Origin of the sequence: Enterococcus sp. RIT-PI-f (assembly GCF_001297065.1) — a bacterium.
In the GTDB taxonomy this organism is placed as follows: domain Bacteria; phylum Bacillota; class Bacilli; order Lactobacillales; family Enterococcaceae; genus Enterococcus_D.
Genome location: NZ_LHOX01000003.1, coordinates 54,688 through 78,553, shown reverse-complemented (window position 1 = coordinate 78,553; position 23,866 = coordinate 54,688). Strand labels below are relative to the sequence as shown.

General features: G+C 42.9%; 29 protein-coding genes. 19 read left to right on the top strand and 10 right to left on the bottom strand.

Annotated features, from left to right (window positions below):
• Positions 1 to 18 precede the first annotated feature (18 nt).
• The 3 genes from AEQ18_RS00780 to AEQ18_RS00770 form a co-directional block, all read right to left on the bottom strand.
• A complete protein-coding gene (locus tag AEQ18_RS00780; RefSeq protein WP_054114462.1) occupies positions 19 to 789 on the bottom strand; it encodes an ABC transporter permease in 771 nt (256 codons plus the stop codon).
• Positions 782 to 1,717, bottom strand: a complete 936-nt coding sequence (locus AEQ18_RS00775; protein WP_054114461.1) for an ABC transporter ATP-binding protein — start codon at positions 1,715 to 1,717, stop codon at positions 782 to 784. Before AEQ18_RS00775 ends, AEQ18_RS00780 begins: the two co-directional genes overlap by 8 nt.
• 141 nt (positions 1,718 to 1,858) lie before the next feature.
• Positions 1,859 to 2,104 (bottom strand): helix-turn-helix domain-containing protein, encoded by a 246-nt coding sequence (locus AEQ18_RS00770; protein WP_054114460.1) that lies wholly within the window; start codon positions 2,102 to 2,104, stop codon positions 1,859 to 1,861.
• A 191-nt stretch (positions 2,105 to 2,295) separates the two neighbouring features.
• Here AEQ18_RS00770 and AEQ18_RS00765 point away from each other — a divergent pair, with 191 nt between their 5' ends.
• Positions 2,296 to 2,559, top strand: a complete 264-nt coding sequence (locus AEQ18_RS00765; protein WP_054114459.1) for a hypothetical protein — start codon at positions 2,296 to 2,298, stop codon at positions 2,557 to 2,559.
• A gap of 12 nt (positions 2,560 to 2,571) precedes the next feature.
• Positions 2,572 to 3,504 (top strand): LacI family DNA-binding transcriptional regulator, encoded by a 933-nt coding sequence (locus AEQ18_RS00760; protein WP_054114458.1) that lies wholly within the window; start codon positions 2,572 to 2,574, stop codon positions 3,502 to 3,504.
• 47 nt (positions 3,505 to 3,551) lie between these two features.
• Here AEQ18_RS00760 and AEQ18_RS00755 read toward each other — a convergent pair whose 3' ends face one another.
• A complete protein-coding gene (locus AEQ18_RS00755) occupies positions 3,552 to 4,337 on the bottom strand; it encodes a MerR family transcriptional regulator (protein WP_054114457.1) in 786 nt (261 codons plus the stop codon).
• Between the two features lie 111 nt (positions 4,338 to 4,448).
• On the opposite strand from AEQ18_RS00755, the gene AEQ18_RS00750 reads away from it, so the two are divergent.
• From AEQ18_RS00750 to AEQ18_RS00730, 5 genes are all read left to right on the top strand, one after another.
• Positions 4,449 to 5,303 (top strand): HAD-IIB family hydrolase, encoded by an 855-nt coding sequence (locus tag AEQ18_RS00750; RefSeq protein ID WP_054114456.1) that lies wholly within the window; start codon positions 4,449 to 4,451, stop codon positions 5,301 to 5,303.
• Between the two features lie 13 nt (positions 5,304 to 5,316).
• Positions 5,317 to 5,667 (top strand): DUF1827 family protein, encoded by a 351-nt coding sequence (locus AEQ18_RS00745; RefSeq protein ID WP_054114455.1) that lies wholly within the window; start codon positions 5,317 to 5,319, stop codon positions 5,665 to 5,667.
• 130 nt (positions 5,668 to 5,797) lie between these two features.
• Positions 5,798 to 7,264 carry a nicotinate phosphoribosyltransferase gene (locus AEQ18_RS00740; protein WP_054114454.1) on the top strand — a complete coding sequence of 489 codons (1,467 nt, stop codon included), beginning with the start codon at positions 5,798 to 5,800 and terminating at the stop codon, positions 7,262 to 7,264.
• Positions 7,265 to 7,328: 64 nt separating this feature from the next.
• Positions 7,329 to 8,153, top strand: coding sequence for an ammonia-dependent NAD(+) synthetase (nadE, locus tag AEQ18_RS00735; RefSeq protein ID WP_054114453.1), 825 nt, complete (start codon positions 7,329 to 7,331; stop codon positions 8,151 to 8,153).
• A 224-nt stretch (positions 8,154 to 8,377) separates the two neighbouring features.
• Positions 8,378 to 10,201 (top strand): LTA synthase family protein, encoded by a 1,824-nt coding sequence (locus AEQ18_RS00730; RefSeq protein WP_054114452.1) that lies wholly within the window; start codon positions 8,378 to 8,380, stop codon positions 10,199 to 10,201.
• Positions 10,202 to 10,246: 45 nt separating this feature from the next.
• Here AEQ18_RS00730 and AEQ18_RS00725 read toward each other — a convergent pair whose 3' ends face one another.
• Together AEQ18_RS00725 and nrdI are read right to left on the bottom strand one after the other, a co-directional pair.
• Entirely contained in the window at positions 10,247 to 11,896 is a 1,650-nt protein-coding gene (locus AEQ18_RS00725) for a MutS-related protein (protein WP_054114451.1), read from the bottom strand.
• A gap of 29 nt (positions 11,897 to 11,925) precedes the next feature.
• Entirely contained in the window at positions 11,926 to 12,381 is a 456-nt protein-coding gene (gene nrdI, locus AEQ18_RS00720) for a class Ib ribonucleoside-diphosphate reductase assembly flavoprotein NrdI (protein WP_054114450.1), read from the bottom strand.
• 128 nt (positions 12,382 to 12,509) lie between these two features.
• Between nrdI and gloA2 the strand changes: the two genes are divergently transcribed.
• Together gloA2 and AEQ18_RS00710 are read left to right on the top strand one after the other, a co-directional pair.
• Entirely contained in the window at positions 12,510 to 12,887 is a 378-nt protein-coding gene (gloA2, locus tag AEQ18_RS00715) for an SMU1112c/YaeR family gloxylase I-like metalloprotein (RefSeq protein ID WP_054114449.1), read from the top strand.
• Positions 12,888 to 12,984: 97 nt separating this feature from the next.
• A complete protein-coding gene (locus AEQ18_RS00710) occupies positions 12,985 to 13,551 on the top strand; it encodes a GNAT family N-acetyltransferase (RefSeq protein ID WP_054114448.1) in 567 nt (188 codons plus the stop codon).
• Between the two features lie 4 nt (positions 13,552 to 13,555).
• Here AEQ18_RS00710 and AEQ18_RS00705 read toward each other — a convergent pair whose 3' ends face one another.
• A complete protein-coding gene (locus AEQ18_RS00705; RefSeq protein WP_054114447.1) occupies positions 13,556 to 14,077 on the bottom strand; it encodes an LURP-one-related/scramblase family protein in 522 nt (173 codons plus the stop codon).
• A gap of 39 nt (positions 14,078 to 14,116) precedes the next feature.
• On the bottom strand, positions 14,117 to 14,986 hold the full coding sequence (locus AEQ18_RS00700) for a Cof-type HAD-IIB family hydrolase (RefSeq protein WP_054114446.1): 870 nt from the start codon (positions 14,984 to 14,986) through the stop codon (positions 14,117 to 14,119).
• A 129-nt stretch (positions 14,987 to 15,115) separates the two neighbouring features.
• Here AEQ18_RS00700 and AEQ18_RS00695 point away from each other — a divergent pair, with 129 nt between their 5' ends.
• From AEQ18_RS00695 to AEQ18_RS00665, 7 genes are all read left to right on the top strand, one after another.
• Positions 15,116 to 15,793 (top strand): uracil-DNA glycosylase, encoded by a 678-nt coding sequence (locus tag AEQ18_RS00695; protein ID WP_054114445.1) that lies wholly within the window; start codon positions 15,116 to 15,118, stop codon positions 15,791 to 15,793.
• Positions 15,794 to 15,945: 152 nt separating this feature from the next.
• Positions 15,946 to 16,929, top strand: coding sequence for a phosphate acetyltransferase (pta, locus tag AEQ18_RS00690; RefSeq protein WP_054114444.1), 984 nt, complete (start codon positions 15,946 to 15,948; stop codon positions 16,927 to 16,929).
• A 132-nt stretch (positions 16,930 to 17,061) separates the two neighbouring features.
• Positions 17,062 to 17,535 (top strand): tRNA (adenosine(37)-N6)-threonylcarbamoyltransferase complex ATPase subunit type 1 TsaE, encoded by a 474-nt coding sequence (gene tsaE / locus AEQ18_RS00685; RefSeq protein WP_054114443.1) that lies wholly within the window; start codon positions 17,062 to 17,064, stop codon positions 17,533 to 17,535.
• A complete protein-coding gene (locus AEQ18_RS00680) occupies positions 17,528 to 18,049 on the top strand; it encodes a GNAT family N-acetyltransferase (RefSeq protein WP_054114442.1) in 522 nt (173 codons plus the stop codon). Before tsaE ends, AEQ18_RS00680 begins: the two co-directional genes overlap by 8 nt.
• A gap of 17 nt (positions 18,050 to 18,066) precedes the next feature.
• A complete protein-coding gene (locus AEQ18_RS00675) occupies positions 18,067 to 18,582 on the top strand; it encodes a GNAT family N-acetyltransferase (RefSeq protein WP_054114441.1) in 516 nt (171 codons plus the stop codon).
• 164 nt (positions 18,583 to 18,746) lie between these two features.
• A complete protein-coding gene (locus AEQ18_RS00670) occupies positions 18,747 to 18,980 on the top strand; it encodes an AbrB/MazE/SpoVT family DNA-binding domain-containing protein (protein ID WP_054114440.1) in 234 nt (77 codons plus the stop codon).
• Position 18,981: 1 nt separating this feature from the next.
• Complete coding sequence (locus AEQ18_RS00665; protein ID WP_054114439.1) at positions 18,982 to 19,308, top strand: type II toxin-antitoxin system PemK/MazF family toxin; 327 nt, start codon at positions 18,982 to 18,984, stop codon at positions 19,306 to 19,308.
• A gap of 104 nt (positions 19,309 to 19,412) precedes the next feature.
• Here AEQ18_RS00665 and AEQ18_RS00660 read toward each other — a convergent pair whose 3' ends face one another.
• Positions 19,413 to 19,946 (bottom strand): 3'-5' exonuclease, encoded by a 534-nt coding sequence (locus AEQ18_RS00660; RefSeq protein WP_054114438.1) that lies wholly within the window; start codon positions 19,944 to 19,946, stop codon positions 19,413 to 19,415.
• 212 nt (positions 19,947 to 20,158) lie between these two features.
• Here AEQ18_RS00660 and AEQ18_RS00655 point away from each other — a divergent pair, with 212 nt between their 5' ends.
• Positions 20,159 to 20,710: a ClbS/DfsB family four-helix bundle protein gene (locus AEQ18_RS00655; RefSeq protein WP_054114437.1), complete on the top strand. Its 552-nt coding sequence runs from the start codon at positions 20,159 to 20,161 to the stop codon at positions 20,708 to 20,710.
• Positions 20,711 to 20,750: 40 nt separating this feature from the next.
• Here AEQ18_RS00655 and AEQ18_RS00650 read toward each other — a convergent pair whose 3' ends face one another.
• Positions 20,751 to 21,503, bottom strand: coding sequence for an exodeoxyribonuclease III (locus AEQ18_RS00650; RefSeq protein ID WP_054114436.1), 753 nt, complete (start codon positions 21,501 to 21,503; stop codon positions 20,751 to 20,753).
• A 158-nt stretch (positions 21,504 to 21,661) separates the two neighbouring features.
• Between AEQ18_RS00650 and murB the strand changes: the two genes are divergently transcribed.
• Together murB and AEQ18_RS00640 are read left to right on the top strand one after the other, a co-directional pair.
• Positions 21,662 to 22,564, top strand: a complete 903-nt coding sequence (murB, locus tag AEQ18_RS00645) for a UDP-N-acetylmuramate dehydrogenase (RefSeq protein WP_054114435.1) — start codon at positions 21,662 to 21,664, stop codon at positions 22,562 to 22,564.
• Between the two features lie 108 nt (positions 22,565 to 22,672).
• Positions 22,673 to 23,830 (top strand): hypothetical protein, encoded by a 1,158-nt coding sequence (locus AEQ18_RS00640; protein WP_054114434.1) that lies wholly within the window; start codon positions 22,673 to 22,675, stop codon positions 23,828 to 23,830.
• Positions 23,831 to 23,866 lie beyond the last annotated feature (36 nt).

Below are 23,866 nucleotides of genomic sequence, written 5' to 3'. Positions count from 1 at the left end.
CTTTTATTTTTGTTGAAACTAACTTCTCAATCCACGGCCATTTTCGATCAAATACCAACACACGCCATACAGAACGGCAATAAAGAGGACTAGAATGCTGATCGATAAGAGAATAGGAACGTCGATCGTTCCTAAAAAGCCATAACGAAATCCTGAAATCATATAGACGATGGGATTTACTTTAGAAACGGCTTGCCAAATTGGTGGCAGCATACTGATCGAGTAAAAAACGCCACCTAAATAAGTCAAAGGTTGTAAGACAAATGTAGGTACGATTGATACGTCATCAAAAGATTGGGCAAAAATGCCGTTCAATAGGCCAGCCAGTGAAAAGAGAATCGCTGTCATAAGTAATGTCAGTACAACGATGGTCCAAGAAAAGACATGGAGTGGAACAAAAAAGAGGGAAATAATAGTCACTAAGATCCCTACCAAGACACTCCGACCTAAGCCGCCAAAAACAAAACCCAAAATAATGACATGTGTCGGTACCGGTGCAACCAGTAATTCTTCAATATTTTTCTGGAATTTTTGAGAGAAAAAAGAAGAAGATACGTTGGAATAAGAACTTGTGATCGTGGACATCATAATCAAACCAGGCACGATAAATTCCATGTAAGAAAAGCCGCCCATATCACCAATTCGGCTGCCAATCATCTTGCCGAAGATAATAAAGTAAAGAGAAGTGGTGATGACTGGCGGAACCAGAGTCTGGACCCAGATCCGCAAATAACGGTTGGTTTCTTTGGCCGCTAAACTTTTTAATGCAGTAAAATAAAGACTAAACATGTTTTTCCCCCGCTTCGTGCGCTTCTTCTGTAATTTTCAAAAATAGTTCTTCTAAACGATTGGATTTATTTCTCATTGAGAGGACAGTCACACCTTGATCGCTAAATTGGCGAAACAAATCGTTGACCCCTTGATCTCGCGCAACTTCAACAGCGATTGTCTGCGGGTCTTCCATTTGGCTGACATAGTCTGTGATCACCGGTGCAGTGGGGACTGGCGCAATATCAAATAAGAAGGTTTCAAATTGTAATTTCGCCAATAGTTCTTTCATACTGGTGTTTTCTATCAAGGCGCCTGATTGGATGATACCGATATTGCGGCAGAGCATTTCTGCTTCTTCCAAATAATGGGTGGTCAAAATAATCGTGGTGCCTTGCTGATTCAATTCGCGTAAAAAAGTCCACATTTCACGGCGCAACTCAATGTCGACACCCGCTGTCGGTTCATCCAAAATCAACAAGCGCGGTTCATGCATCAATGCGCGGGCAATCATCAAGCGTCGTTTCATTCCGCCAGACAACATGCGTGCCCGAACATGACGTTTTTCCCACAAATTGGCTTGCTTTAAATATTTCTCACTGCGATCTAAGGCTTCTTTACGAGAAACCCCATAGTAACCAGCTTGATTGACCACGATTTGCTGTACCGTTTCGAAGGGATTAAAGTTGAATTCCTGTGGGACTAAACCAATCTGTTGTTTGACTTGAACCAATTCTTTGTCTAAGTCATAGCCAAATACCTTTACGGTACCGGAAGATTTATTGACCAAAGAAGTGATGATACCGATGGTGGTTGATTTACCAGCCCCATTTGGTCCCAGCAAAGCATAAAAATCGCCTTCTTCAACCGTAAGATCGATGCCCCTCAAAGCCTCAACCCCAGTGGCATAGACTTTGCGTAATGCATTTATTTCTAGTGCATATGTCATGATAATAGAATCTCCTTATGTAAATGATGCTTTATTGTAGCATTTCTTCGCCAACAAGACCGAATAGTTTGATTTTTCTTAGATAAGTGCACAAAAAAAACGATCGAAACGATCGTTTGAGCAGCATGACCCATCAAGATATTAATCGTCGCGTCGCGGCTGTTCTGTTTGCCCGAGCAAATAGTCAACGGATACCTGATACAAAGCCGCAGCATGTAATATAGTCAAAACATCCGGCAGCCTTTCACCTTCTTCATAGGTTAAATAGTCAGTCAAAGGCACAGCCAAGTGTTGCGCAGTTTCTTGTGTTGTGAAGCCCAGCTCCTCTCTTAAATACTTAAAACGGCAGCGTAAAGTATCTAATAAAAATGCTTCCTCTAACGTCACGTAGCACGTCCTCCTTTAAAAACAACCAGTATCAACAACCTATCACCTATTGTATCAACAATCTATGTATTTGCGAAATGATTCACATGGATGCTGGTTAGCGCAGTCAAAATAACTGAACAAAAGGCTTGCTCTGGGACGCGTTTCATAGCGTATGCTTAGGGTACAAAAAGAAGGAAGGATTGGTATACATGAATACTTATATGAAAAGAAACGATGAACAATGCTGTTATGTATCTTTGTTTTTTGATGGAGAGAAATTGGTCCTTTCACAACCAAAAGGTTTTTTGCCTGACACAAAATACGCGCTTTCACTGGCAGATATTTCACATCTGCGCTTTGATGAACACTTCGGTGCGCAAAGAATCGGTTTTGTGTACAAAAATGATTACTATCAATTTTATGCTTGCGGCTTAAGTGTGATAGACTATATGAAAGAACAATTAACCGCGTAAGGAGCATAGGCTATGGCAAATATTCGGGATATTGCAAAAATGACTGGCTATTCAGTGTCGACTGTGTCGCGGGTCATTAATAACAATCCCTATGTCAGTGAACAGAAACGACGAGAGATCTTGGCAGCCATGCAAGCCGTCAATTATATTCCCAACCATACGGCACGGGTCTTAAGTGTCGGCAAAACCAAAAATATTGGTGTGATTCTGCCATTTGTCAACCATCCCTATTTTGATGCCTTATTAAGCGGCATCACAACAGCTGCATTTTCTCGTGGCTACAAAGTGACATTGCTGCCGACAAATTATGATCCGCAAGCGGAGGAAGCGTATCTCAAGGAATTTGCTGCGAAAAGCTTTGATGCCATGATCATCACCTCTCGTGCCAATCCCATCGAAGTGCTATTGCCTTATTTGGCCTATGGACGGATCATTTTCTGCGAAAAAATCGCAGCAGTACCAGATGGCTGTACCTATATAGATCGGGAAGGATCCATTCGAGAAGTCTTTGCTTTCTTTCAGGCACAGGGGATCACAAATATTGGGGTGACCCTAGGCAGAAGCCGCAAACTAAGCAGCAACTCCAAAATCACAGTTCGATTAGCCAAAGAATATTTTCCGGCTTTTTCGGAAGACTTGATTTTTTGGGATAGTCTGACGGAAGAAGATGGCAAGGAAGCCGCGGTCTTTTTTGCAGACAAAGGTGTGGAGGCGATATTTACGAATGGGGATCGTGTGGCTGCTGGAATCCATTTAGCCAAGCCAGACGAATGGCTCGTGATTGGCCGTGATCATTTGTTTATCAGCGATGTATTGCAACTCTCAACGATTGATTATCATTTACAAGATTGTGGCGAAATGGCCGTCCAGTTGGCAGTCAATGAAAAAAGCGACAGTTTCAAAATTCCGTATACGTTTGTGCAACGCCCAATGGCAAAAAAATGAAGACCTCTTGCATCACTTGTGGGTGACAAGAGGTCTTTTTCTATGCTTTACTTTGTTTCGCTGCTATTTGTTCGCGTATAATAGTCGATCAATTGTTTCAGCAAAAGGGTTGCGCCGGTTCCCGCCCGTTGATCATAATAAGCGGTAAATCGAGGATCACTCACGTACATTTCGCCTAAGCTGCGATGGTAATCAGGTGTATAAAAAGGAGCGGCTTGGCTCAGCCATTGTTTGTGTTTCGTAAAGGCTGTTTGGGCTTTTTCTGATGAAAGATCTGCTGGATTTTCCTGCAGCAATTCCTTCAATAAGCGCATCAAACTCTCTTCATCGGCGGATAATTGTGCAAAGACTGTTTGCGGCATCTCCTGCCATTTCTTTTGACTGTCTGCAACAGTCTGTGCACCATACGTTTTTCTGGCTTCTTCTCCGTACAAAGTGTCGTTCTCAGCTAATGTATGTTCTTTAAAATATGCAAATTTTTCTTGATCGTTCATTTCCTTCTCTCCTTCGTAAGTGGCAAGTGTGTCAGCCAGTGCTGCCAGTAAAGCGTCGAGCGCTTGTCGCTGCTGTGCCAATTGCTGATAATGGTATTGCAAGGTATGGTGAATCTTTGTTTCGGAACTATCTAGAATCGAAGTGATCGTCTCCAATGGTAGGCCAAAAGCCTTAAAGTACAAAATTTGCTGCAAGCGGTCGGCTTCTTGTGTGCCATAGAAACGATACCCACTTTCCGAAACTGCAGCGGGTTTCAGCAATCCGATCTCGTCATAATAACGTAAGGTGCGGCTGCTGACACCAGATAATTTGGCTAAGGTGCTGATACTATATTCCATCATGATTCCTCCTATAGATCGAGCATACAAGTTGACGGTACGAGAAGGTCAAGAAAAATGTTTTACTGTTTTTTTGTTGTGCTATAATTATAGCAAAGAAAGGAAGATAACATGCAAATCATTTTTTCTGATATTGATGGCACATTTCAAGAAATGGGACACCCGATCCCAGCAATCAACAAAGAAGCCATTCGTGCCTTGCAAGACCAAGGGGATCATTTTGTTTTTGTTACAGGCCGTGGTGTGGAATTGGTCCAAGACATGATGCAAGAGGAAGACATCGCTTGTGACGTTATTTTTGGTAATGGCGCTGGTATGATGCTGAAGGGACAAGCACCGGTATTGACTCATACAGTTCCGATCACGACACTGACTCGGGTCATTGATATTTTGGAAGCCGCGCAAGTGTTTTATTTTCTGCATACAGATCAAGGGATTCTCTCCCCAGAAGCGCACCGCTATGAAGCACAATTCCAAGCCAGTCGCGCTGCACTGATCGCTGAGTTGGGTGAACGTGGAGAAATGATCGCAGATTATAAGTACAACTTTTTCTACAACGAATGTATCCACCATAAAGATGTTTTGGCGTATATGCAAAATAATCCTACGATCAAGGTCATGAAAATTGAATTAATGGAAGCCTCTGATGAAAAACGGGCTGCATTGCGCACCTTGATCCAAGGAGAAGATGCAGATATCTTCCAATCCTTTGTCCAAACCTTAGAAATTGTGGATCCGTTAGCAACAAAGGGTGCTGCGATCCGAGCATTTTTAGCGGATTTTCCTGATGCCAAAAGTTATGGTATTGGTGACGGAGAAAATGACCTGCCGATGTTCGAAGCAGTCGATGTTTCTCTGGCTGTTGCCAATGCAAGTCAAGCGATCCAAGCTGTTTGTGATCGAACCATTGACAGTGCGGAGAATGGCGGTGTAGGCACATTTATTCTAAGTGAATTGATTTCATGAGAGGATGATAGTGATGAAACTGATTGAAACACCTGTAAACCAAAACTTAAATATGGAATCTTTTTATCCGAATATCTCCAAATTTATTTTTGATAAAACAGCTGTGAAGCTGTACAAAATTTACGCATTGGACCGGACACAAATATTGTATGTCGATACGTATGATCAAATTTCTTTGGTCTTGATCAACAACAAGAAGAAAATCAGCCGTGAAGAAGTGGATACGGTCATCCACCGTTTACTAAAGGTAGACCGCAGTCAAGTGACTGTCAATGTGACGATCCGCAAAGAAATGGAAGCCAAAGGCATTGTTTTTTCACAACCACGCAAAGATATCATTTTGGTTCAACTGCCAATCGCGTAAATGAACATCGATCGATGACAGAGAAAGTGCCAATTGGACTTTCTCTGTTTTTTTGAATTGAACAATATTTTCTGCGTTTTTTGTTTTTTTTGCTATAATGGGAAGAAGTAAGTTAAAGGGAGTAAGACACATGCAGAAATTATTTAAAGATGATACCTTGACGTTGCACACAGATTTATATCAAATCAACATGATGCAGACTTATTGGGAATTGGGTCGGGCAGAATTAAATGCAGTCTTTGAATGCTATTTTCGGGAGATGCCATTCGAAAATGGCTACGCGATCTTTGCAGGATTAGAACGCTTGATCGATTATTTGAATGATTTATCATTTTCATCATCAGATATTGACTATCTTCGTGAAATCGGCGGCTATCCAGAAGCATTCTTGGACTATTTGAAAGCTTTTAAGTTTTCTTGTACCGTTCGTTCAGCTTTAGAAGGTGATTTGGTTTTCAATAACGAACCAATCATTCAAGTGGAAGGACCATTGGCGCAAGCGCAGTTGGTCGAAACAGCGCTGTTGAATATGGTCAATTTCCAAACGTTGATTGCAACCAAAGCGGCCCGAATCAAGTCGGTGATTGGTCCAGATCCTTTATTGGAATTTGGTTCTCGTCGGGCGCAAGAGATGGATGCTGCGATTTGGGGCACCCGGGCAGCGTTTATTGGCGGTGCGGATGCGACGAGTAATGTACGTGCGGGGAAGATCTTTGGCATTCCTGCCAGCGGGACCCATGCCCATTCGTTGGTACAGTCCTACGGCAATGACTATGATGCCTTTATGGCCTATGCGAAGACCCATAAAGACTGTGTTTTTTTGGTCGATACGTATGATACCTTGCGTTTAGGTGTACCCAATGCCATTCGAGTGGCCAAAGAGATGGGCGACAAAATCAATTTCCTTGGTGTTCGTATCGATAGCGGCGACATGGCTTACATCTCTAAAAAAGTGCGGGAACAGCTCGATGAAGCTGGATTCACAGAAGCCAAAATCTATGCGTCAAACGATTTAGATGAGAATACGATTTTGAGCTTAAAAATGCAAAAAGCCAAAATCGATGTGTGGGGTGTGGGTACGAAGTTGATCACAGCCTATGACCAACCGGCATTAGGTGCAGTGTATAAATTGGTGGCAATTGAAAATGCCGAAGGGCAAATGATTGATACCATCAAATTATCCAGCAACGCTGAAAAAGTATCCACACCTGGCAAAAAGCAAGTATGGCGTATCACCCGTAAATCTGATGGGAAATCAGAAGGAGATTATGTGACCCTGTGGGAAGAAACGCCGCAAAAAGAAAAAGAATTGTTCATGTTCCATCCGGTCCACACCTTTATCAACAAAACGGTCACGGACTTTGATGCACGACCACTGCTGCAAGATATTTTTATTGAGGGCAAGCAAGTGTATGAGGTGCCTGATCTAGAGCATATCAAAGCATATGCCACAAATTGTTTGGACTCCCTATGGGATGAGTACAAACGTGATTTGAATCCGCAAAAATATCCAGTCGATCTGTCACAAGAGTGCTGGAATCACAAAATGCGGACCATCGAAAAAGTCCGCAAACAAACCAAAGGTGAGATTCTGTAGATGCAAGATAACTGATCTGCATGTATAGTGAGTGGCACAATAAAAAATCAAGGGGGCGTTTTTTATGACATTGCAAAATGAAATTATCAAGGAATTAGGTGTATTGCCAACAATCGATCCAAAAGAAGAAGTACGTAAGAGTATTGATTTTCTAAAAGCGTATTTGCAAAAAAATCCATTCCTGCATACCTTAGTCTTAGGCATCAGTGGCGGACAAGATTCTTCATTGGCTGGTCGGATCGCACAATTGACGATGGAGGAAATGCGCAGCGAAACCAATAATCCTAACTACCAATTTATCGCTGTACGCTTGCCTTATGGCGAACAAGCAGATGAAGCAGATGCCAAACGCGCTTTGGATTTCATCCAGCCAGATATTTCTTTGCGGGTCAATATCAAAGGTCCGGTGGATGCCGAAGTTGCAGCTGTTGAAGAAGCAGGTCTAGCGGTTTCCGACTTTAACAAAGGCAATATCAAAGCCCGACAACGAATGATCACACAATATGCGATCGCTGGCGAAAAAGCTGGCGCAGTGATCGGTACCGATCATGCGGCAGAAAATATTACAGGTTTCTTTACAAAATATGGTGATGGCGGTGCGGATATTTTGCCATTGTTCCGATTGGATAAACGTCAAGGCCGCCAGTTGCTGGAATACTTGGGTGCGCCAGAAGCGCTGTATACCAAAGTACCAACAGCCGATCTAGAAGATGGTAAACCATTGGTTGCTGATGAAGCCGCATTAGGTGTCACTTACAATGATATCGATGATTATTTAGAAGGCAAAACCGTTACTGGTGAAGCACAGCAAACGATCGAAAACTGGTGGAACAAAACACAGCACAAACGTCATCTGCCTGTGACGATCTTTGACGATTTTTGGAAATAAACCAATCTGCTAAATCCAGATAAGATCCTTGGAGAAAAAGGAGTCGCGGGGGAAATTGGGTGTCAACGCGCCTAGCGACTCTTTTTTGGGCCGAGGATTTTTTTGCATATCCGTGCATGTTGTCAGGAGACCTTGCTAACTACAACGACTTTACATTGTTTCCGTGAAAGCATAAAATACGGAGGGGACTAAAAATGGTCAGGGTACAAGGAGGAACAGTCTGAATGAAACAAAAACTCCCTCAATATGGGAAAATCGCTTTAAAAGTGATGGCTGTGATTGGCTTGATCATTTTCAGCAATCTTTTTTTACAATGGTGTCAAAATAATCTATCGATAAGTCTGGCTCTTAAATTTGCCTTTTCATGGCATACGGAGAAATTCTTTTTGGCTTGCTTGGTTCTTGCACTTGTCTATGGATTTTTTGCGAGTATCGCAGGATCCTTGCGCATAGGCGGGGTGTTCTATAGTGTCGGGATCGGTATTTTAGGCTATGCCAATTATATGAAGATGTCCTATCGGCAAGAGCCGATTTATCCAGATGACCTCAAAATGGTGACGCAATTTACGCTGCTGCGAACCATGATCGGCAATGGGGCATTCTTGTTGGCGCTGCTATTAGCCATTGCAGCTATCGTGGCTGTGGGCTGGAGTATCTATCGCAGCCGCAAGTTGAAGCGTAGACAGCAGATTTTCCGAGGGGCAGTGCTGATTCTATGTTCTCTAGGGCTGGTCTATGTTTCGCATTTCAACGATAGTGCGAATCTGTTGCGTAAAGCCTATAATCGAACAGCCCTTTGGATTCCTTATTCGCAAAAAATGAATTATTACAATACAGGTTTTATTGGCGGTTTTTTGTATAATTTGCGGGTGGATGCGATGGAGAAACCAGCAGGGTACAGCAAAGAAGCTGTTGAGGAGATTGCTGCAAAGTATAGTGCATTAGCGGCTGATACCAATAAGACGCGGGACAGTGAAGCGCCCAATATCGTCTATGTGATGAGTGAAAGTTTTTCTGATCCGAGTCATTTAAAGGGCATTACGATTACGGGAGATCCTTTGGAAGATTATTATCAAGTAGCAGATCAAACGATCAGCGGCAAGATGCTGTCACAAAACTATGGCGGTGGGACAGCCAATATCGAGTTTGAAGCATTGACTAGTTTTTCGATGGGGTTGATGAACCCGCAAATGACGACGCCGTATACAATGCTGGTACCGAAATTGACACAATTGCCTTCTTTGGTGTCATTTCTTAAGCAAGATGGATATGGGGCTACAGCCATTCATCCTTATGATACATCGATGTATAAGCGCAAAGATGTTTATGACGTGATGGGCTTTGATTCGTTTTTGGATCAAGATACCATAACCTATACGGACAAAATTGAAAACAATCCCTATATATCGGACGCGTCAGCTTATAAAGAAGTCATGTCTGTTCTTTCAGACGAAGCACAACCACAATTCGTTCATTTGGTGACGATGCAGACCCATATGCCTTATGTGGGCAAATATGATACATTGGATTATCAAGCTGCAGGTGACGGGAACATGGATTCATTGGAGAATTATTTGCAAGATGTGTCTTACAGCAGTACAGCATTGAAAGAATTTATCTCTGAATTGTCTACCTTGAACCGGCGCACATTGGTTGTCTTCTGGGGAGATCATTTACCTGGGATCTATTCAGATGCGATCAAAGATCAAAATGATACCGCCACATTGCATGAAACGCAGTTTCTGATGGTTGATTCTGATGGAGATTTCCAACAACAAGATGTTGCAGTCACGAGTCCGTTTTACTTTGCACCAACGCTGTTGGAAGAAAGTCAACAGCCGACCAATGGCTTTTATGAAATGTTGTTGACCTTGCAAGAGGAATTGCCGGCTTTTGAAACGGGTCAATATTATATCGGCGGACAATGGCAAACCCAATTGTCCTTGAATAAAGAAACCCAAGAGGTTTATGATGCCTATCAAATGATTCAGTATGATGTTTTGCAAGGAGAGCAGTATAGTTTAGCGACCGATTTATTCGGAGAATAAAAAAGAATCACTTCAGCTGCGATGCAGTGAAGTGATTCTTTTTGTTCATGATAGATCAGACCAGGTTCTGGTATCATCAAAGATCGCTGCAGCATGATTGGCGTGATCAACGATGGTTTGCGGATAGCCCAGTACACCAAGCAGTGCGATGGCATTGCGGCTTTTGGCAGCGCCAGTCTTGACTTTATAGTCGAATGAAATACCATCATCAGCTGTGACTTGTTCAGAAAAGTGAATGTTGCGGCAATCCTGTTTGAGTATCTCAGTCAGTTCGATATCGTGGGTCGCGACAAAGGCAAGACTTGGATAGCCGCTGAGCCAGTGGATGATACTGGAAGAAGCGGCAATTCGCTCAACTGTGTTGGTTCCTTTCAAAATCTCATCAATAAAGCAGTAACACCGTTCTTTGGTAGCTACTTGATCCAGCAGGCGTTTGATCGATTTGATCTCAGCGACAAAATAACTATCTCCTTCAAACAGATCATCTTCGACAGCCATTGAAGTAATGACATGTCCTGGTGCCAAAGTGAAGGTTTCTGCTACCGCTGTATAAATCGTTTGTGAAAGCCAACAATTGATGGCAATACTTTTGACATAGGTCGATTTGCCGGAAGCGTTGGCGCCAGTCACAAGGGTATTGTGCCCCCAGTCGACATCATTCATGACGGCTTCTTTCAGTAATGGATGATAAGAACCGCTTGATACAACAGGTCCCTCTTGGAAATCAGGGATGCAGGTGATTGGCATATACGTTCGGAAATTCAAGATCGCCGCTGCGACTTCTAACTTTCCTAAGAGATCCCAGAGCCGAATGGCATCGTCGTGGTGCTTGGCTAAAGTGCTAGTCACCGATTGGTAGGAAATGAAAGGCAACATAAAGAAAATATTGATGTATTCAAATAACATATCGCCGTCACTGCCATTTTTGGCGCGGAAGGACAGCCCAAAACGTGGAATATTCTTTAACGGTTTCAGTGCGTCTTTGATTTCTTGTTGCAGTGGTGTAGCGATTTTAGCGATTTGATTGCCGCTAGCAATCGTTTGTACCAAGTAACGCATACTGTTTAGTTCTGTTTCTAAGCGGGCTTTTTTGATTGAATAATAGATCGTATTGAACAAGATACCACCTATTGTCAAGATCAAGCCCACAGGAATCCCAATCGCAAACAAAAGCAGCCCAATGAGCGGCAACAGGCCTAAACAGATAAATAAAGGCAAGGAACCAATCGACGGCGCAGCTTCTTGCGCCAAGTAGGATTTCGAAAAATTATGATCTTGCTTGCCTAAACGGGCAAAGGTATACTGCGCCTGTTCTCTGGCAGAATGGTTTTGCGCAAAAAAAGCAATCAGCTCTTGTAATTGGCTATCTTCTTTGAATTGATAATTGCGCAATTGCTGATAGAGTGCTTCTGATCCGACACTTGAGTAGGTCAGATTGATGGCTTCAAATAAATGAAACCCATCAAGGTCATACCATGTGATATCATCGATTTCGCTATCGAATTGCTGAAAGTTTTTTTCGATCTGCCAAGCTTTCTTCAAACTATCCTCTTTGTCAAACCGCGGTTGGTGGGGGATCTTGCCCCAAGAACGTTGGACATAGCGGCGCAGCTTGATTCGATTCCAAATGTCTAATGCGATGAGCGCCGCGACCACGGCGAGGATGAGTACCAATACTGTGAATTGTGGGGTCATGCGTTTTCTCCAATCCTTTGCTGTTCAGTCTACTTGATCGCTTCCGTTGGGTGTGGTTCGATTTCTTTCAAGATATGATAGATTCGTTCAATATCTTGGTTTGTTCCTCTTAATTCGAAGTCAGCCAAAAAAGGAACGGCAAATTGCGTTGCATATTGTTTGGCAGTCAGACAATACTGATAGTTGAAATTTTTGTTGCCACTGCCGATGACACCCAAACAATGTTGGGCATTGTCACCGAAATCGATATATTCCCGCAGTGTTTCAGTCAAAATTTCTTGATCGCCATTATCAACGCCATTCCCGCCTTCTAAATATGTCGGTACAAAGGCAACGAAGGGTTCTGTTTCTTCTGTCAAGGCGCTGTTGTCATGGATCTCTTTGATGGTCCAATCTGCTTCAACAGTTTGTTCTGCCGCGTATGCCTGCAATCGTTGAACAAACGCGCGGGTATTTCCAGAGATTGATATAAATAATAAATTCATTGATGATCACCTTCCCATCACAAGTATACCAGAAACACAGACGCAAAAAGGGAAAAATTTGCGTGGATTTTCCTAGCAAAAAACAGGGACAGAGGATACACTGATAGAGAAATGAGAGGAGAGAGTCTATGTTTGATCAGATGCACCATATCGCCATCATTGCCAGAGACTATCAAGAAGCCAAGGAGTTTTATGTAGATAAACTGGGGTTTGAGGTGATTAGAGAACACCACCGGGCGGATAAAGGAGATATCAAAATCGATCTTCGTTTTGGTTCCTCAGAGATTGAATTGTTTATCAACCAAAATGCACCAACAAGACCAAGTTTCCCTGAAGCTGCGGGTTTGCGCCATTTGGCTTTCCATGTGACACACATTGAAGAAGTGGTGGCCGCTTTGGCAGCGAAAGGGATTGATTGTGAACCGATACGTTTTGATACGTTTACGCATAAGAAAATGACTTTCTTTCAAGACCCCGATGGATTGCCGCTTGAATTGCATGAATAAACGATCGTCTATCGGGACAGGTCTGCGTGGTGTTGAAAAAAGCTTGGTTTTTATACTGAAAGTTGTTATGCTAAAAGAGTAGCTAGGAGGAATAATCGTGATAAGATTTGCAAAAAAAGAAGATCGCTTCGCAATGGCTGAGTTGGTCTTAGTGATTTTAAAGGATATGGAGTTGCCTTTTGTCAAAGAAATCGGTGAAGCAAAGACGCTAGAGATATTGGCAGATGCTATGTTGGAACCGAGTTACCGTTATGGGTATACGAGAGCATTGGTCAACGAAATCGATGGCACCGTAGCAGGTGTTGCATTTGGCTATCCAGATAAAGAAGAAGCAACGATCGATCAGCCGTTGGACCGTGTATTAGAACAATATGGATTGAGTAAAGACATGAAGTTATTTATTGATGAAGAAACGATGCCGAATGAATGGTATTTAGATACCATATGTGTTGCAGAAGCGTTTCGTGGACATGGTGTCGGATCTGCGCTATTAGAGGCGCTGCCAAAGATTGCCCATCGCGATGGCTACGATGTGATTGGATTGAGTGTGGATCGCGCCAACCCGAATGCCAAAAGACTGTATGAGAAACATGGATTTGAAGTTGTGGCGGAACGGGAAATCAGCGGACACCTGTATGATCATATGCAAAAGAAAACCAGCTGAGCAATCAGCTGGTTTCGTTGTGAAGCCGTAATTCCAAAGGATGATCGGCTTTTTTTGGGCGATTATACAACCAATAGTCCATGACTGCGGCAATGCAAATACAAACTGGCGCATCCTGGTCATCCGTTACATTTAGGACATAGTAATCCCCCGTCAACAAAGTGGCTTTATCCATCTCCATGATTTTACGATTGAAATGATGGATGCCATAACGATGATTGTAAATATCGCCATGGACAGCCCAATGTAATTGCTGGATATAGTAAAAGTCCCCAGGCCAATTAAAAATTTTCTGCAGCGTACCGACTTTTTCAAAGTCTTTGTAGATTTCAAAGCGGGTGCCAAAGGTAAAACTGATTTGCTTGATACTGGCTAACAACTCGCCATTCAAACAATAGAGGGATAAGGCATCCCCTTTGGTTCCCCAGCGGCCAACCATCAAAAACAGCGATTTGCCCTTTTCGTCTTTGACGATAGTTCGCGTGATTTTACTCAGTTGTCTGTCTTGAATAAAAAATTCTGACATCCTTCCGCCTCCTTTTGTATCCCAAAAAGCAGTATGTGATTATAAGTTTTCCTCGATTGCACGCATGATCGCTTTCCCAACGCCGGACTCGATGTTGGTACTGGTCAAATATTTCGCGGTCTCTTTGACTTCCAGTTCACCATTTCCCATAGCAAAACTCACACCTGCAACTTGCAGCATGCTCAGATCATTTAAATTATCGCCAATCGTTAACACTTCAGATAAATCGATGCCGCGATCTTTGGCGACATGTGCCACAGCAATTCCTTTTTGGGCATTGCGATGATTGATCTCAATATTGTTTTGACCAGAAGAGGTGACCACTAAGTCACCATAGCCATCAATGACTTGTGTGATCGGCGCCAAGACGCTGTCGCCGTCAGGATGGAAACAAATGATTTTCAAGAATTCTAATTCTTCCAGCAAAAATAGTTCGGAAAAATCAGTGACATAATTGATCGGCAAAAATTCTAACCGAGCGGCAGTCATCGCAATCGCCATTTTGTGGGTCAAATGGGGCATCGCCTCCGCTGTATGGATCGCAAAATTTTCGATCCGTCGTGTTTGGCTTTCTGAATAGATCCCATTGCTGGTTGAGATTTCAAAGTAGATATTTTGTTCTTTCAAAAGATCAATGATAGAGCGGGTTTTTTCGCGATCGATCGGCACCGTAAACAATGAGGTACCACTTGAATCAAAGACTTGTGCACCGTTCAAATTGATCATCGCGCAATCTAAACCAGCTTCTTCTAAAGGGGGCAACGCCTCTTTGCGGTTACGGCCAGTTGCAACCATGAACTCGATGCCTTTTGATTGGGCATATTTGATCGCTTGAATGTTTTCTTCTGAAATTTGCATACTGGCATTCAATAAAGTTCCATCCATATCAGATGCAATTAATTTTATCATGTTCAGCGTCCTTTCTGATTGTTTCTACTAACTAGTGTACCACAAAATGGGGTGGAATTTTTTGTCTATGAGTAAATCTTGCGTCATCTTCTATCGGTTTGATATGATGAACAAAAAGGGAGGCGCAGTATGAATCAATCATTACCCCAAGACTGGCAAGAACGATTGGCGGCGAGTTTCGCACAGCCATATTATCAAGAACTACAGCAGTTTTTAGACAACGAGTACGAGACACATACGGTGTATCCGCCCAGAGATCAAATCTTTGCAGCGTTGCAATACACGCCGTTTGAACAAGTAAAAGTCGTGATACTAGGGCAAGACCCATACCATGGCCCAAATCAAGCCCATGGACTTGCATTTTCGGTGCAGCCTGGGGTGAAATTACCACCATCGTTGCGCAATATATATCAAGAATTAGCAGATGATCTGAAGGTTACACCACCAATCGATGGCTATTTGGTCCCTTGGGCTAAGCAGGGAGTCTTTTTACTGAATACCGTACTGACTGTACGCGCAGGTGAGGCAAATAGTCATCATGGCCGCGGATGGGAGAAGTTGACTGACACGATCATTGAGACGTTAAATCAAAGAGCGCAACCGGTGATCTTTGTTTTATGGGGCAAACCGGCACAAAAGAAAATCCACCTGCTTGATACAGACAAACATATTGTATTGACAGCACCACATCCGAGTCCCTTATCTGCGTATCGCGGTTTTTTTGGCTCTAAGCCTTTTTCAACGATCAATGCGGCATTGCGGGATCTCGGAGAAACCCCTATTGCGTGGACTAGTCATGATAAATAAGTGAGAAGGCCTGTTTTGCTGGATATGTATCAGAGGATTGTGAAGCGCTTAACGAAAGTCGAAAACTTTGACTAGTACAGCATTTTTATCTGTTCTTTTTTTCACTTCTATTGTACAATGTAAGGGTATAAAAAAACTGGAGGTCATTATCCGTGGAATTATTCGAAAGCTTAAAATTTAAAATCGTGCGTCGTCATATCAAAATCGTTTTCCCTGAAGCAACTGATCCTCGTATCTTAGGTGCTGCCAGCCGTTTACGTTCAGAAGAATTGATCGAACCTGTTTTGGTCGGCAATCCTGAAGAAATTGAAAAAGCTGCTGAAGCGCGCGGTATCAACATCGCCAACTTTGAAATCGTTGATCCAGCTTCTTATGATCGTTGGGATGAAATGGTGGAAGCTTTCGTTGCTCGGCGTAATGGCAAAGTAACCAAAGAACAAGCTGAAGAAATTTTGACAGATGTCAACTATTTCGGCACCATGCTTACTTACATGGGCATCACTGATGGGATGGTATCTGGTGCAATCCATTCAACAGGGGATACTGTTCGCCCTGCCTTGCAGATCATCAAAACCAAACCTGGTGTCAGCCGTACGAGTGGGGCTTTCTTAATGGTCCGTGGCCGTGATCAAGAAAAATATTTGTTCTCAGATTGTGCGATCAATGTTAACCCAACCGCACAAGAATTAGCTGAGATTGCTGTTGATTCTGCAAAAACTGCTGAATTATTTGAAATCGATCCTAAAGTAGCGATGTTAAGCTTCTCTACTAAAGGTTCCGCGAAAGCACCAGAAGTAGACAAAGTGGCTGAAGCAACAAAAATTGCCCAAGAATTGGCACCTGAATATGAGATCGATGGTGAATTGCAATTTGATGCAGCCTATGTATCCTCTGTTGCTCATTTGAAAGCGCCTGACTCTGAAGTCGCAGGTAAAGCAACAGTCTTTGTCTTCCCAGACTTGCAATCAGGAAACATCGGCTACAAAATTGCTCAACGTTTTGGTAATTTCGAAGCGATTGGCCCAATCTTGCAAGGATTGAACAAACCAATCTCTGACCTTTCTCGTGGATCAAACGAAGAAGATGTCTACAAACTATCGATCATTACTGCAGCACAAACATTGATGGAAAAATAATCTTGCTTGAAAGCTGCTCCTTCATAGGAGCGGCTTTTTTTATGTTTGTTGCGAGAGAAGGACTGTATCTTTACAAGGATTAGTCAAACAGGCTATACTAACACAAAGCAAATAGAATAAAGGGTGGTAAGAATGATAACCATTGAGAATACTGAGGCAACGCAAGCTTTAGCCATTGTGATCGGGCAAGCAGCACAACCAGGAGATAATTTGGTTTTGACCGGCGATTTGGGGGCGGGCAAAACAACGTTGACGAAAGGAATTGCCAAAGGTTTGGCCATTGAACAACTGATCAAAAGTCCGACCTATACGATTATCCGGGAATACAACCAAGGACGAATACCTTTGTATCATATGGATGTCTATCGCGTATCGTCGGGCGCCGATGCGCTAGGTCTGGATGAGTATTTCGAAGGAGATGGCTTGTCTGTGATCGAGTGGGGCAACCAGCTGGAAGAGGCTTTGCCAGAAGCATATTTAGAACTGATTCTTGAAAAAGATGATACAGATCCAGATAAACGGATTGTGAAGTTCAACGCATTTGGCCAACGAGGGGCTGCTTTTTTGACCCGGATCCAGCAACTTTGGGGTGCAGATCATGACTGAGATTCAGTTGGACATTCGAGAAGCACAAGGGGCCGATGCAGCCGGTGTACTAGCAGCCAGCCAGCAATTGGCGCTGGAAACAGACTTTCTGCTGATGGATGACAATGGCTTGGCACTGCCGGAAGCCCTGCTAGCACAAGAGCTTGAGGCATTGGCTGAAGCAGACAACTATATGCTGCTGCTTGCCTTAGATGGGGATAGGGTGATAGGCTTGGCATCGATCAAAGGCCATAATGAATATCAGCTGGCACATGTGGGGGAAGTTGGTATCTCGATCCTTAAAGAGTATTGGGGATTGGGTCTAGGTACTATCTTATTGGAAGAGTTGCTTGTTTGGGTCAGTGCATGTGGTGTTCTGACACGCATCGAATTAACTGTTCAAGCGAGAAATCAACGGGCAATCGGATTGTATCAGAAATTTGCTTTTGACACTGAAGGGTGTATGAAACAAGCTGTGCAAACAAAAGAAGGCGACAAAGTTGACGTCTTGATGATGGCACGGTTATTTGACTAAACCAGAGGAGGTGCGGTATGGAATTGAGAGAAGTGACACAGTCAGATGAAGCGCAAGTGACACTTTATCGGAAAGCGTTTATGGACCGTGGTGAGGTTATCCATGGCGGTGCAGGATTGGCACAAGCCGCATCTGCTGCTCAATGGCTGGCAGAGTTGCCGCTTTTTGCGTCGAAAGACACTGTACCGGAAGGGTTTGTTCCGGCCAAAACATATGCTGCTCTTGAAGATGGACAAATTGTCGGCTTACTGAATCTGCGATTGGCACTCAATGCCTTCTTGCGGGATTATGGCGGGCATATCGGTTACTCTGTAAAACCAGATCAGCGTCAAAAAGGACTCGGCGCAGCAATGCTCAAAGCTGGTCTGCAGCAAGCCAAAGCGGAAGGATTGACCAAAGTTTTGGTGATCTGTGACAAAGAAAATGTCGGATCAGCGAAAGTGATCGAAGCAAATGGCGGTCGATTTGCTGAGGAAATCAAGGATCCTAGTGATGGTGCTCTGTTGCGGCGTTATTGGATCGATTTGACGTGACGAAGAATTTCTTGTTGATTAAACGCATAAAAAGTCTTTATTTTACACTTGAAAATTTCAGTATAGAAATGATTATATCGTAAACACATACGAGAGATTCGAGGTTTGACAGTCTAATTGCATGATGTTAAACTTGATTTAACACAAGAGGGAGATGAATCCAAATGGAAATAAAAGCAAGAAAAATAGGCAATTCAATAGGTGCAATTTTTCCAAAAGACATATCTCCAGAAATTGGCGAAACATTTACCATTTTAAAAGTGGAAGACACATATATATTGAAACCTAAAAAGAAAGATATTTTCAGTGACCCAAAAGATTGGCAAGGTTTTAGAAAAAGCATTTCTTCTGATGATAGAGAATGGGATAATATGGAATCAGAAGGGGAGGAAAGTTAAGTTGAATTATCCTAGACAAAGAGATATTGTTTGGATAGATTTCGATCCTTCTAAAGGCAAGGAAATACGAAAAAGAAGGCCTGCACTAATAGTCAGTAAGGACTCTTTTAATCAACTGACCGGATTTTGCTTAGTGTGTCCCATCACATCGACCAAAAGAGGTTTTGCTACTTATGTCGAGATAAAAGAACCACAAGTAGTCTCAGGTGAGATTATAACACATCAGATTCGGTCCATGGATTATATAAGTAGGAATATCGAGAAAATCGAAGAATGTGATCTGTTGACTTGGAGTGAAGTGATTGAAGTGGTTGGCATGTTTGTTTAAAGTATAAAGCTGAATACAAAAATAGGAACAACCCCAAAACTGCCCAATAGGTGTGTTTGCGGTTGTTCCTGTTTTAGCAAGTCAATAAACTGCTTGAGATTACTTTATTTGACCAATACAAGTTTTTTTAGTGGTTCAATGCCAAAATCGTGTTCCTGCCGCAGCAAAATCTGGGCACAGGCACGACTATCTTCTAGGGCATCATGATGATTCAAAAGGGGAATCTGTAATTGCTCACAGACCGTATTTAATTTGTGGTTGGTAAATTCCGGATATAATTTGCGACTTGTACGTACGGTACACAAGGACATGAAGTTGGGCTGAGTCAGTCCATAATAATCCAAGCAGCCAGCAAGGACACCATTATCAAAGCCTGCATTGTGGGCAACCACCAAACTATTTAAATGGTAATACTGTTGGATCTTCTGCCACACTTCAGGAAACTTCGGCGCATCCTGTACATCTTCGGGATGAATCCCGTGGATCTGGATGTTTTTCCAAAAGAAATCTGTTTCTGGTTGGATCAATGTATAATACTCGCCAACGATTTTGCTTTCTCGCACCATGACCAATGCCAATGAACAGGCACTATGTTTTTGATAATTCGCCGTTTCAAAGTCCATTGCGATAAAATTCATAGCCTTCACCTCACCTGTCATTTTAGCACAAATTCTTTTAGAAAAACGACTCGATCTTGCAGGTTTAGGCAAAATTAAGCAATTTTTCATTGGACGCACGCGAGATGCTTCTAAATGTGGCGTACGGTTTTTAGGATATGGAAAGAAAGAATGATACTGTTTTCACAAATGATGGGCCCATGCTATAATCATAGAAAACGGAGGATGATGATATGGCAAGACCAACAACGAAAGCCACATTGATCGAAGCGAGTACCAGCAAATATACCGAATTGATCAACTTGCTGGGATCAATGACACCCGAAGAAATCAATCAACCTTTTTCATTTGATCTTTCCAAAGAAAAAGGCGCCCATTGGCAGCGAGATCAAAACATTCATGATGTCTTGATCCATTTGCACGAATGGCATAAACTGCTGATCGATTGGGTTGTAAGCAATCAACAGGGTGAGGCAAAACCGTTTCTGCGAGAGGGCTATAATTGGCGCAACTATGGCGCGATGAATGACGCCTTTCAAGAGGAAAACCAAGACAGCAGCTATCAAGAAGCGTTGACGCTGTTTCAAGCCAGCCATGAACGTGTCATGGCGCTTTTGGCAGACTTTTCAACGGATCAACTATTCACAAAGAAGGTATTCTTGTGGGTAGGCGGCAGCACATTAGGCAGCTACTTTGTATCCTCGACTGCTAGTCACTATGACTGGGCAATCAAGAAAATAAAAAAATTCAAGAAAGCCCTAGCTGTTGGGAAGGACATCAATTGATTTGCAGGCAATCAAAAAAGCAGCCTAGGCTGCTTTTTGATTAAGATAATTGCAATTCAACTGGACAATGATCACTGCCCAAGATATCAGTATGGATCTTCGCATCCACCAAGCGATCTTTTAAGTCATCAGAAACAACAAAGTAATCGATGCGCCAACCGGCATTATTTTGGCGGGCATTGAAGCGATAACTCCACCAAGAATATACGCCTTCTAGTTCAGGATAAAAGTAGCGGAAGGTATCAGTATAACCAGCAGCCAAAAGGGTTGAGAACTTCCCTCGTTCTTCGGGTGTGAATCCGGCATTCTTTTGGTTGGTTTTCCAATTTTTGATATCGATATTTTGATGGGCCACGTTTAAGTCGCCACACAAGATCACTGGTTTTTGGACTTTCAAGGAATCAAGATACGTGAGAAAACTTTCCTCCCATGTCATTCGGTAGTCTAAGCGCTTGAGTTCATTTTGAGAATTTGGTGTATAACAAGTCACCAAGTAGAAATCGTTGTATTCCAAAGTAATGACCCGTCCTTCTGTATCATGAGCGGCTTCACCAATACCATAATTAACAGATAAAGCGGGTTCTTTTGCGAAAATCGCAGTGCCAGAATAGCCTTTCTTTTCGGCATAATGCCAATATTGATGATAGCCGGGTAAATCAAGTTCGATTTGCCCTTCTTGCAGTTTGGTTTCTTGCAAACAAAAGAAATCAGCATCAAGTGCGGCAAATGCTTCATAAAAATTCTTTTTGACGATGGCTCTGAGGCCATTGACATTCCAGGAAATAAATTTCATTCTGTATCCTCCTCATGTTCTTGCTTCATTTCATTTTACCTAAAATCGGCAGAATATCAAAGGAAGGGATTGTTGCAGGCTGTTTGGGCAAGAGGTAGCAACTTTTTCGCGAACATGCTAAAATAAAACAGAATGTGAAAGCGAAAGGAACTTTTTTTGTGAATAAAGAAGAAATGATTACGCAATTTCCCAAGATTGCTTTATTAAAAGATGAACCCTTGATGAATTATACGTATACCAAAACTGGAGGGCCAGCAGATATTTTGGCTTTTCCAAAGATAGCTGATGAAGTCAAACAACTGGTCGATTATTGTCGCAACGAAGGGATACCATGGCTTGTGCTTGGTAATGCGAGTAATTTGATCGTTCGTGATGGGGGTATTCGTGGTGTTGTGATCATGTTGGCGGAAATGAATGAGATCTCGGTAGAAGGAACGACCATCACCGCAGCAGCTGGAGCCAAGTTGATCGATACGACCTATGTGGCACTCCATGAATCATTGACAGGTTTTGAATTTGCCTGCGGGATTCCCGGGAGTGTAGGTGGTGCTGTCTTTATGAATGCCGGCGCTTATGAAGGCGAGATCCAAGATGTGTTTGTTTCTTGTGATGTCTTATTAGCCGATGGCCAGATCGTGACCTATCATCAAGCTGAGATGGATTTTGCTTACCGCCACAGTGCATTGCAAGAGCAGCAAGCCGTGATTCTCACGGCACGCTTTGCATTAGCTGAAGGTCCCCAAGAGCAGATCAAAAAGCGGATGGACGAATTGACGGCATTGCGTCAAGAAAAGCAGCCATTGGAATATCCATCTTGCGGCAGTGTCTTCAAGCGTCCAAAAGGCCATTTCACGGGTGCGTTGATCCAAGAAGCGGGCTTGCAAGGATTGAAGTGGGGCGGCGCCCAAATCTCCGAAAAACATGCCGGATTTATTGTGAATGTGGATCATGCAACGGCCACGGATTATGTCGAGTTGATTGCCCATATCCAAGCAGTCATCAAAGAGAAATTCGATGTGACATTAGAAACAGAAGTACGGATCATTGGTGCGCATGCATAAATAGCTTAGGCAAACAGTCATTCCGCTGTTTGCTTTTTTTTATCAAGGTTTATCAATTGTAAGGCACATGGGAGTTCGGTACAATAAATGCGAAGGGAAGTGAGTAGAATGAGAAAATGGCTTAAAGTGTTTTTAGTTGTTGGGTTGATGGCTGTATTAGGTGCATGTACCAAGTTGCCGCAGGAACAATTTTCTGAAGCGTTGACAACCAAGCAAGCGTTCCATGGGGGAGACTTTTCGATGACGATCGATACATTCGATATGGGGGATGGTCAAACGTCTGATGAAGCAGCCAATATCTATGCTTCAATGATCATGTCGCAAATCGTTGGAACGAAGGTGACTGGAACTGTTGTGCAAGATTCAGACACAGATGCTGTATCGTTGGATATGACAGTCGGATTTGGCGGGCAAGAACTGCCTATCTCAATGATTTTAGATACTACCTCGGATACGGCATATCTATCTGCTGATATATATCAAACATTGATGGGGTATGTAGTGGCTTACGGGGACAGTAGTTATCAAACTACACCAGGAGCGACCGATCTGGAAGGCAAATTTATTCGTATAGATGATGCGGATTTAGATAGTTATTTAGAGGGAACAGCAGACACAAGCAAAACGCAAGATTCTACGATCTTGCCAATGCTAGGGACCTTCAATAGTGACACCTTTGCTGACTATTTGAAGACGTTAGATCGAGATTCTTTTGAGAAAGATGGTGACGAGATCAGTCATACCTTCACCAAAGCAGAGTTGACGGATTATCTCACCTACGCCAAAGCGCAAGATCAAGATACACAGATAGATGCGCTGCAATCAGTGCTTGATGCGGTTTCGGAAATCACGATCAAAACCACTGTCAATACGAATAGCAATAAACAAACGATGGTCGTTGATCTGGTACAGGCCGATGCATCACAGCTCGCACTAGGGATGACAGTCACATTTACCGGCAAAGAGAGTCAGCAATCGGTCACTATTCCAGCTGCAGAAGATGTGATCGAAGCAGAAGAATTGTTTTCAACATATGATAGCTGGGATGATAGTTACGATGATGCAGATACGTCGACTTCAGATGACTGGACTTCATTTATGCTGACCGATGATGAATTTGATGCCTTGCTTGAAGAAGTCAGCGGGCTGTCCGGCCAAATGAGTCAAGAAGACATTGACTTTTATCTGAGCTTTTATCAAGATTATTTAACGGAAGATCAATATCAGCAATTGGTCGAAGCATTACAGGTGAGTCAGACATTTTAACAAAGCAGACGACGTATGATCATGAATTGATCATAC

Bases quoted from the DNA above. Each gene is read 5' to 3' on its own strand.
- AEQ18_RS00780 (WP_054114462.1), bottom strand. From the start codon at position 789: ATGTTTAGTCTTTATTTTACTGCATTAAAAAGTTTAGCGGCCAAAGAA.
- AEQ18_RS00775 (WP_054114461.1), bottom strand. From the start codon at position 1,717: ATGACATATGCACTAGAAATAAATGCATTACGCAAAGTCTATGCCACT.
- AEQ18_RS00765 (WP_054114459.1), top strand. From the start codon at position 2,296: ATGAATACTTATATGAAAAGAAACGATGAACAATGCTGTTATGTATCT.
- AEQ18_RS00760 (WP_054114458.1), top strand. From the start codon at position 2,572: ATGGCAAATATTCGGGATATTGCAAAAATGACTGGCTATTCAGTGTCG.
- AEQ18_RS00755 (WP_054114457.1), bottom strand. From the start codon at position 4,337: ATGGAATATAGTATCAGCACCTTAGCCAAATTATCTGGTGTCAGCAGC.
- AEQ18_RS00750 (WP_054114456.1), top strand. From the start codon at position 4,449: ATGCAAATCATTTTTTCTGATATTGATGGCACATTTCAAGAAATGGGA.
- AEQ18_RS00745 (WP_054114455.1), top strand. From the start codon at position 5,317: ATGAAACTGATTGAAACACCTGTAAACCAAAACTTAAATATGGAATCT.
- AEQ18_RS00740 (WP_054114454.1), top strand. From the start codon at position 5,798: ATGCAGAAATTATTTAAAGATGATACCTTGACGTTGCACACAGATTTA.
- nadE (WP_054114453.1), top strand. From the start codon at position 7,329: ATGACATTGCAAAATGAAATTATCAAGGAATTAGGTGTATTGCCAACA.
- AEQ18_RS00730 (WP_054114452.1), top strand. From the start codon at position 8,378: ATGAAACAAAAACTCCCTCAATATGGGAAAATCGCTTTAAAAGTGATG.
- AEQ18_RS00725 (WP_054114451.1), bottom strand. From the start codon at position 11,896: ATGACCCCACAATTCACAGTATTGGTACTCATCCTCGCCGTGGTCGCG.
- nrdI (WP_054114450.1), bottom strand. From the start codon at position 12,381: ATGAATTTATTATTTATATCAATCTCTGGAAATACCCGCGCGTTTGTT.
- gloA2 (WP_054114449.1), top strand. From the start codon at position 12,510: ATGTTTGATCAGATGCACCATATCGCCATCATTGCCAGAGACTATCAA.
- AEQ18_RS00705 (WP_054114447.1), bottom strand. From the start codon at position 14,077: ATGTCAGAATTTTTTATTCAAGACAGACAACTGAGTAAAATCACGCGA.
- AEQ18_RS00700 (WP_054114446.1), bottom strand. From the start codon at position 14,986: ATGATAAAATTAATTGCATCTGATATGGATGGAACTTTATTGAATGCC.
- AEQ18_RS00695 (WP_054114445.1), top strand. From the start codon at position 15,116: ATGAATCAATCATTACCCCAAGACTGGCAAGAACGATTGGCGGCGAGT.
- tsaE (WP_054114443.1), top strand. From the start codon at position 17,062: ATGATAACCATTGAGAATACTGAGGCAACGCAAGCTTTAGCCATTGTG.
- AEQ18_RS00680 (WP_054114442.1), top strand. From the start codon at position 17,528: ATGACTGAGATTCAGTTGGACATTCGAGAAGCACAAGGGGCCGATGCA.
- AEQ18_RS00675 (WP_054114441.1), top strand. From the start codon at position 18,067: ATGGAATTGAGAGAAGTGACACAGTCAGATGAAGCGCAAGTGACACTT.
- AEQ18_RS00670 (WP_054114440.1), top strand. From the start codon at position 18,747: ATGGAAATAAAAGCAAGAAAAATAGGCAATTCAATAGGTGCAATTTTT.
- AEQ18_RS00660 (WP_054114438.1), bottom strand. From the start codon at position 19,946: ATGAATTTTATCGCAATGGACTTTGAAACGGCGAATTATCAAAAACAT.
- AEQ18_RS00655 (WP_054114437.1), top strand. From the start codon at position 20,159: ATGGCAAGACCAACAACGAAAGCCACATTGATCGAAGCGAGTACCAGC.
- AEQ18_RS00650 (WP_054114436.1), bottom strand. From the start codon at position 21,503: ATGAAATTTATTTCCTGGAATGTCAATGGCCTCAGAGCCATCGTCAAA.
- AEQ18_RS00640 (WP_054114434.1), top strand. From the start codon at position 22,673: ATGAGAAAATGGCTTAAAGTGTTTTTAGTTGTTGGGTTGATGGCTGTA.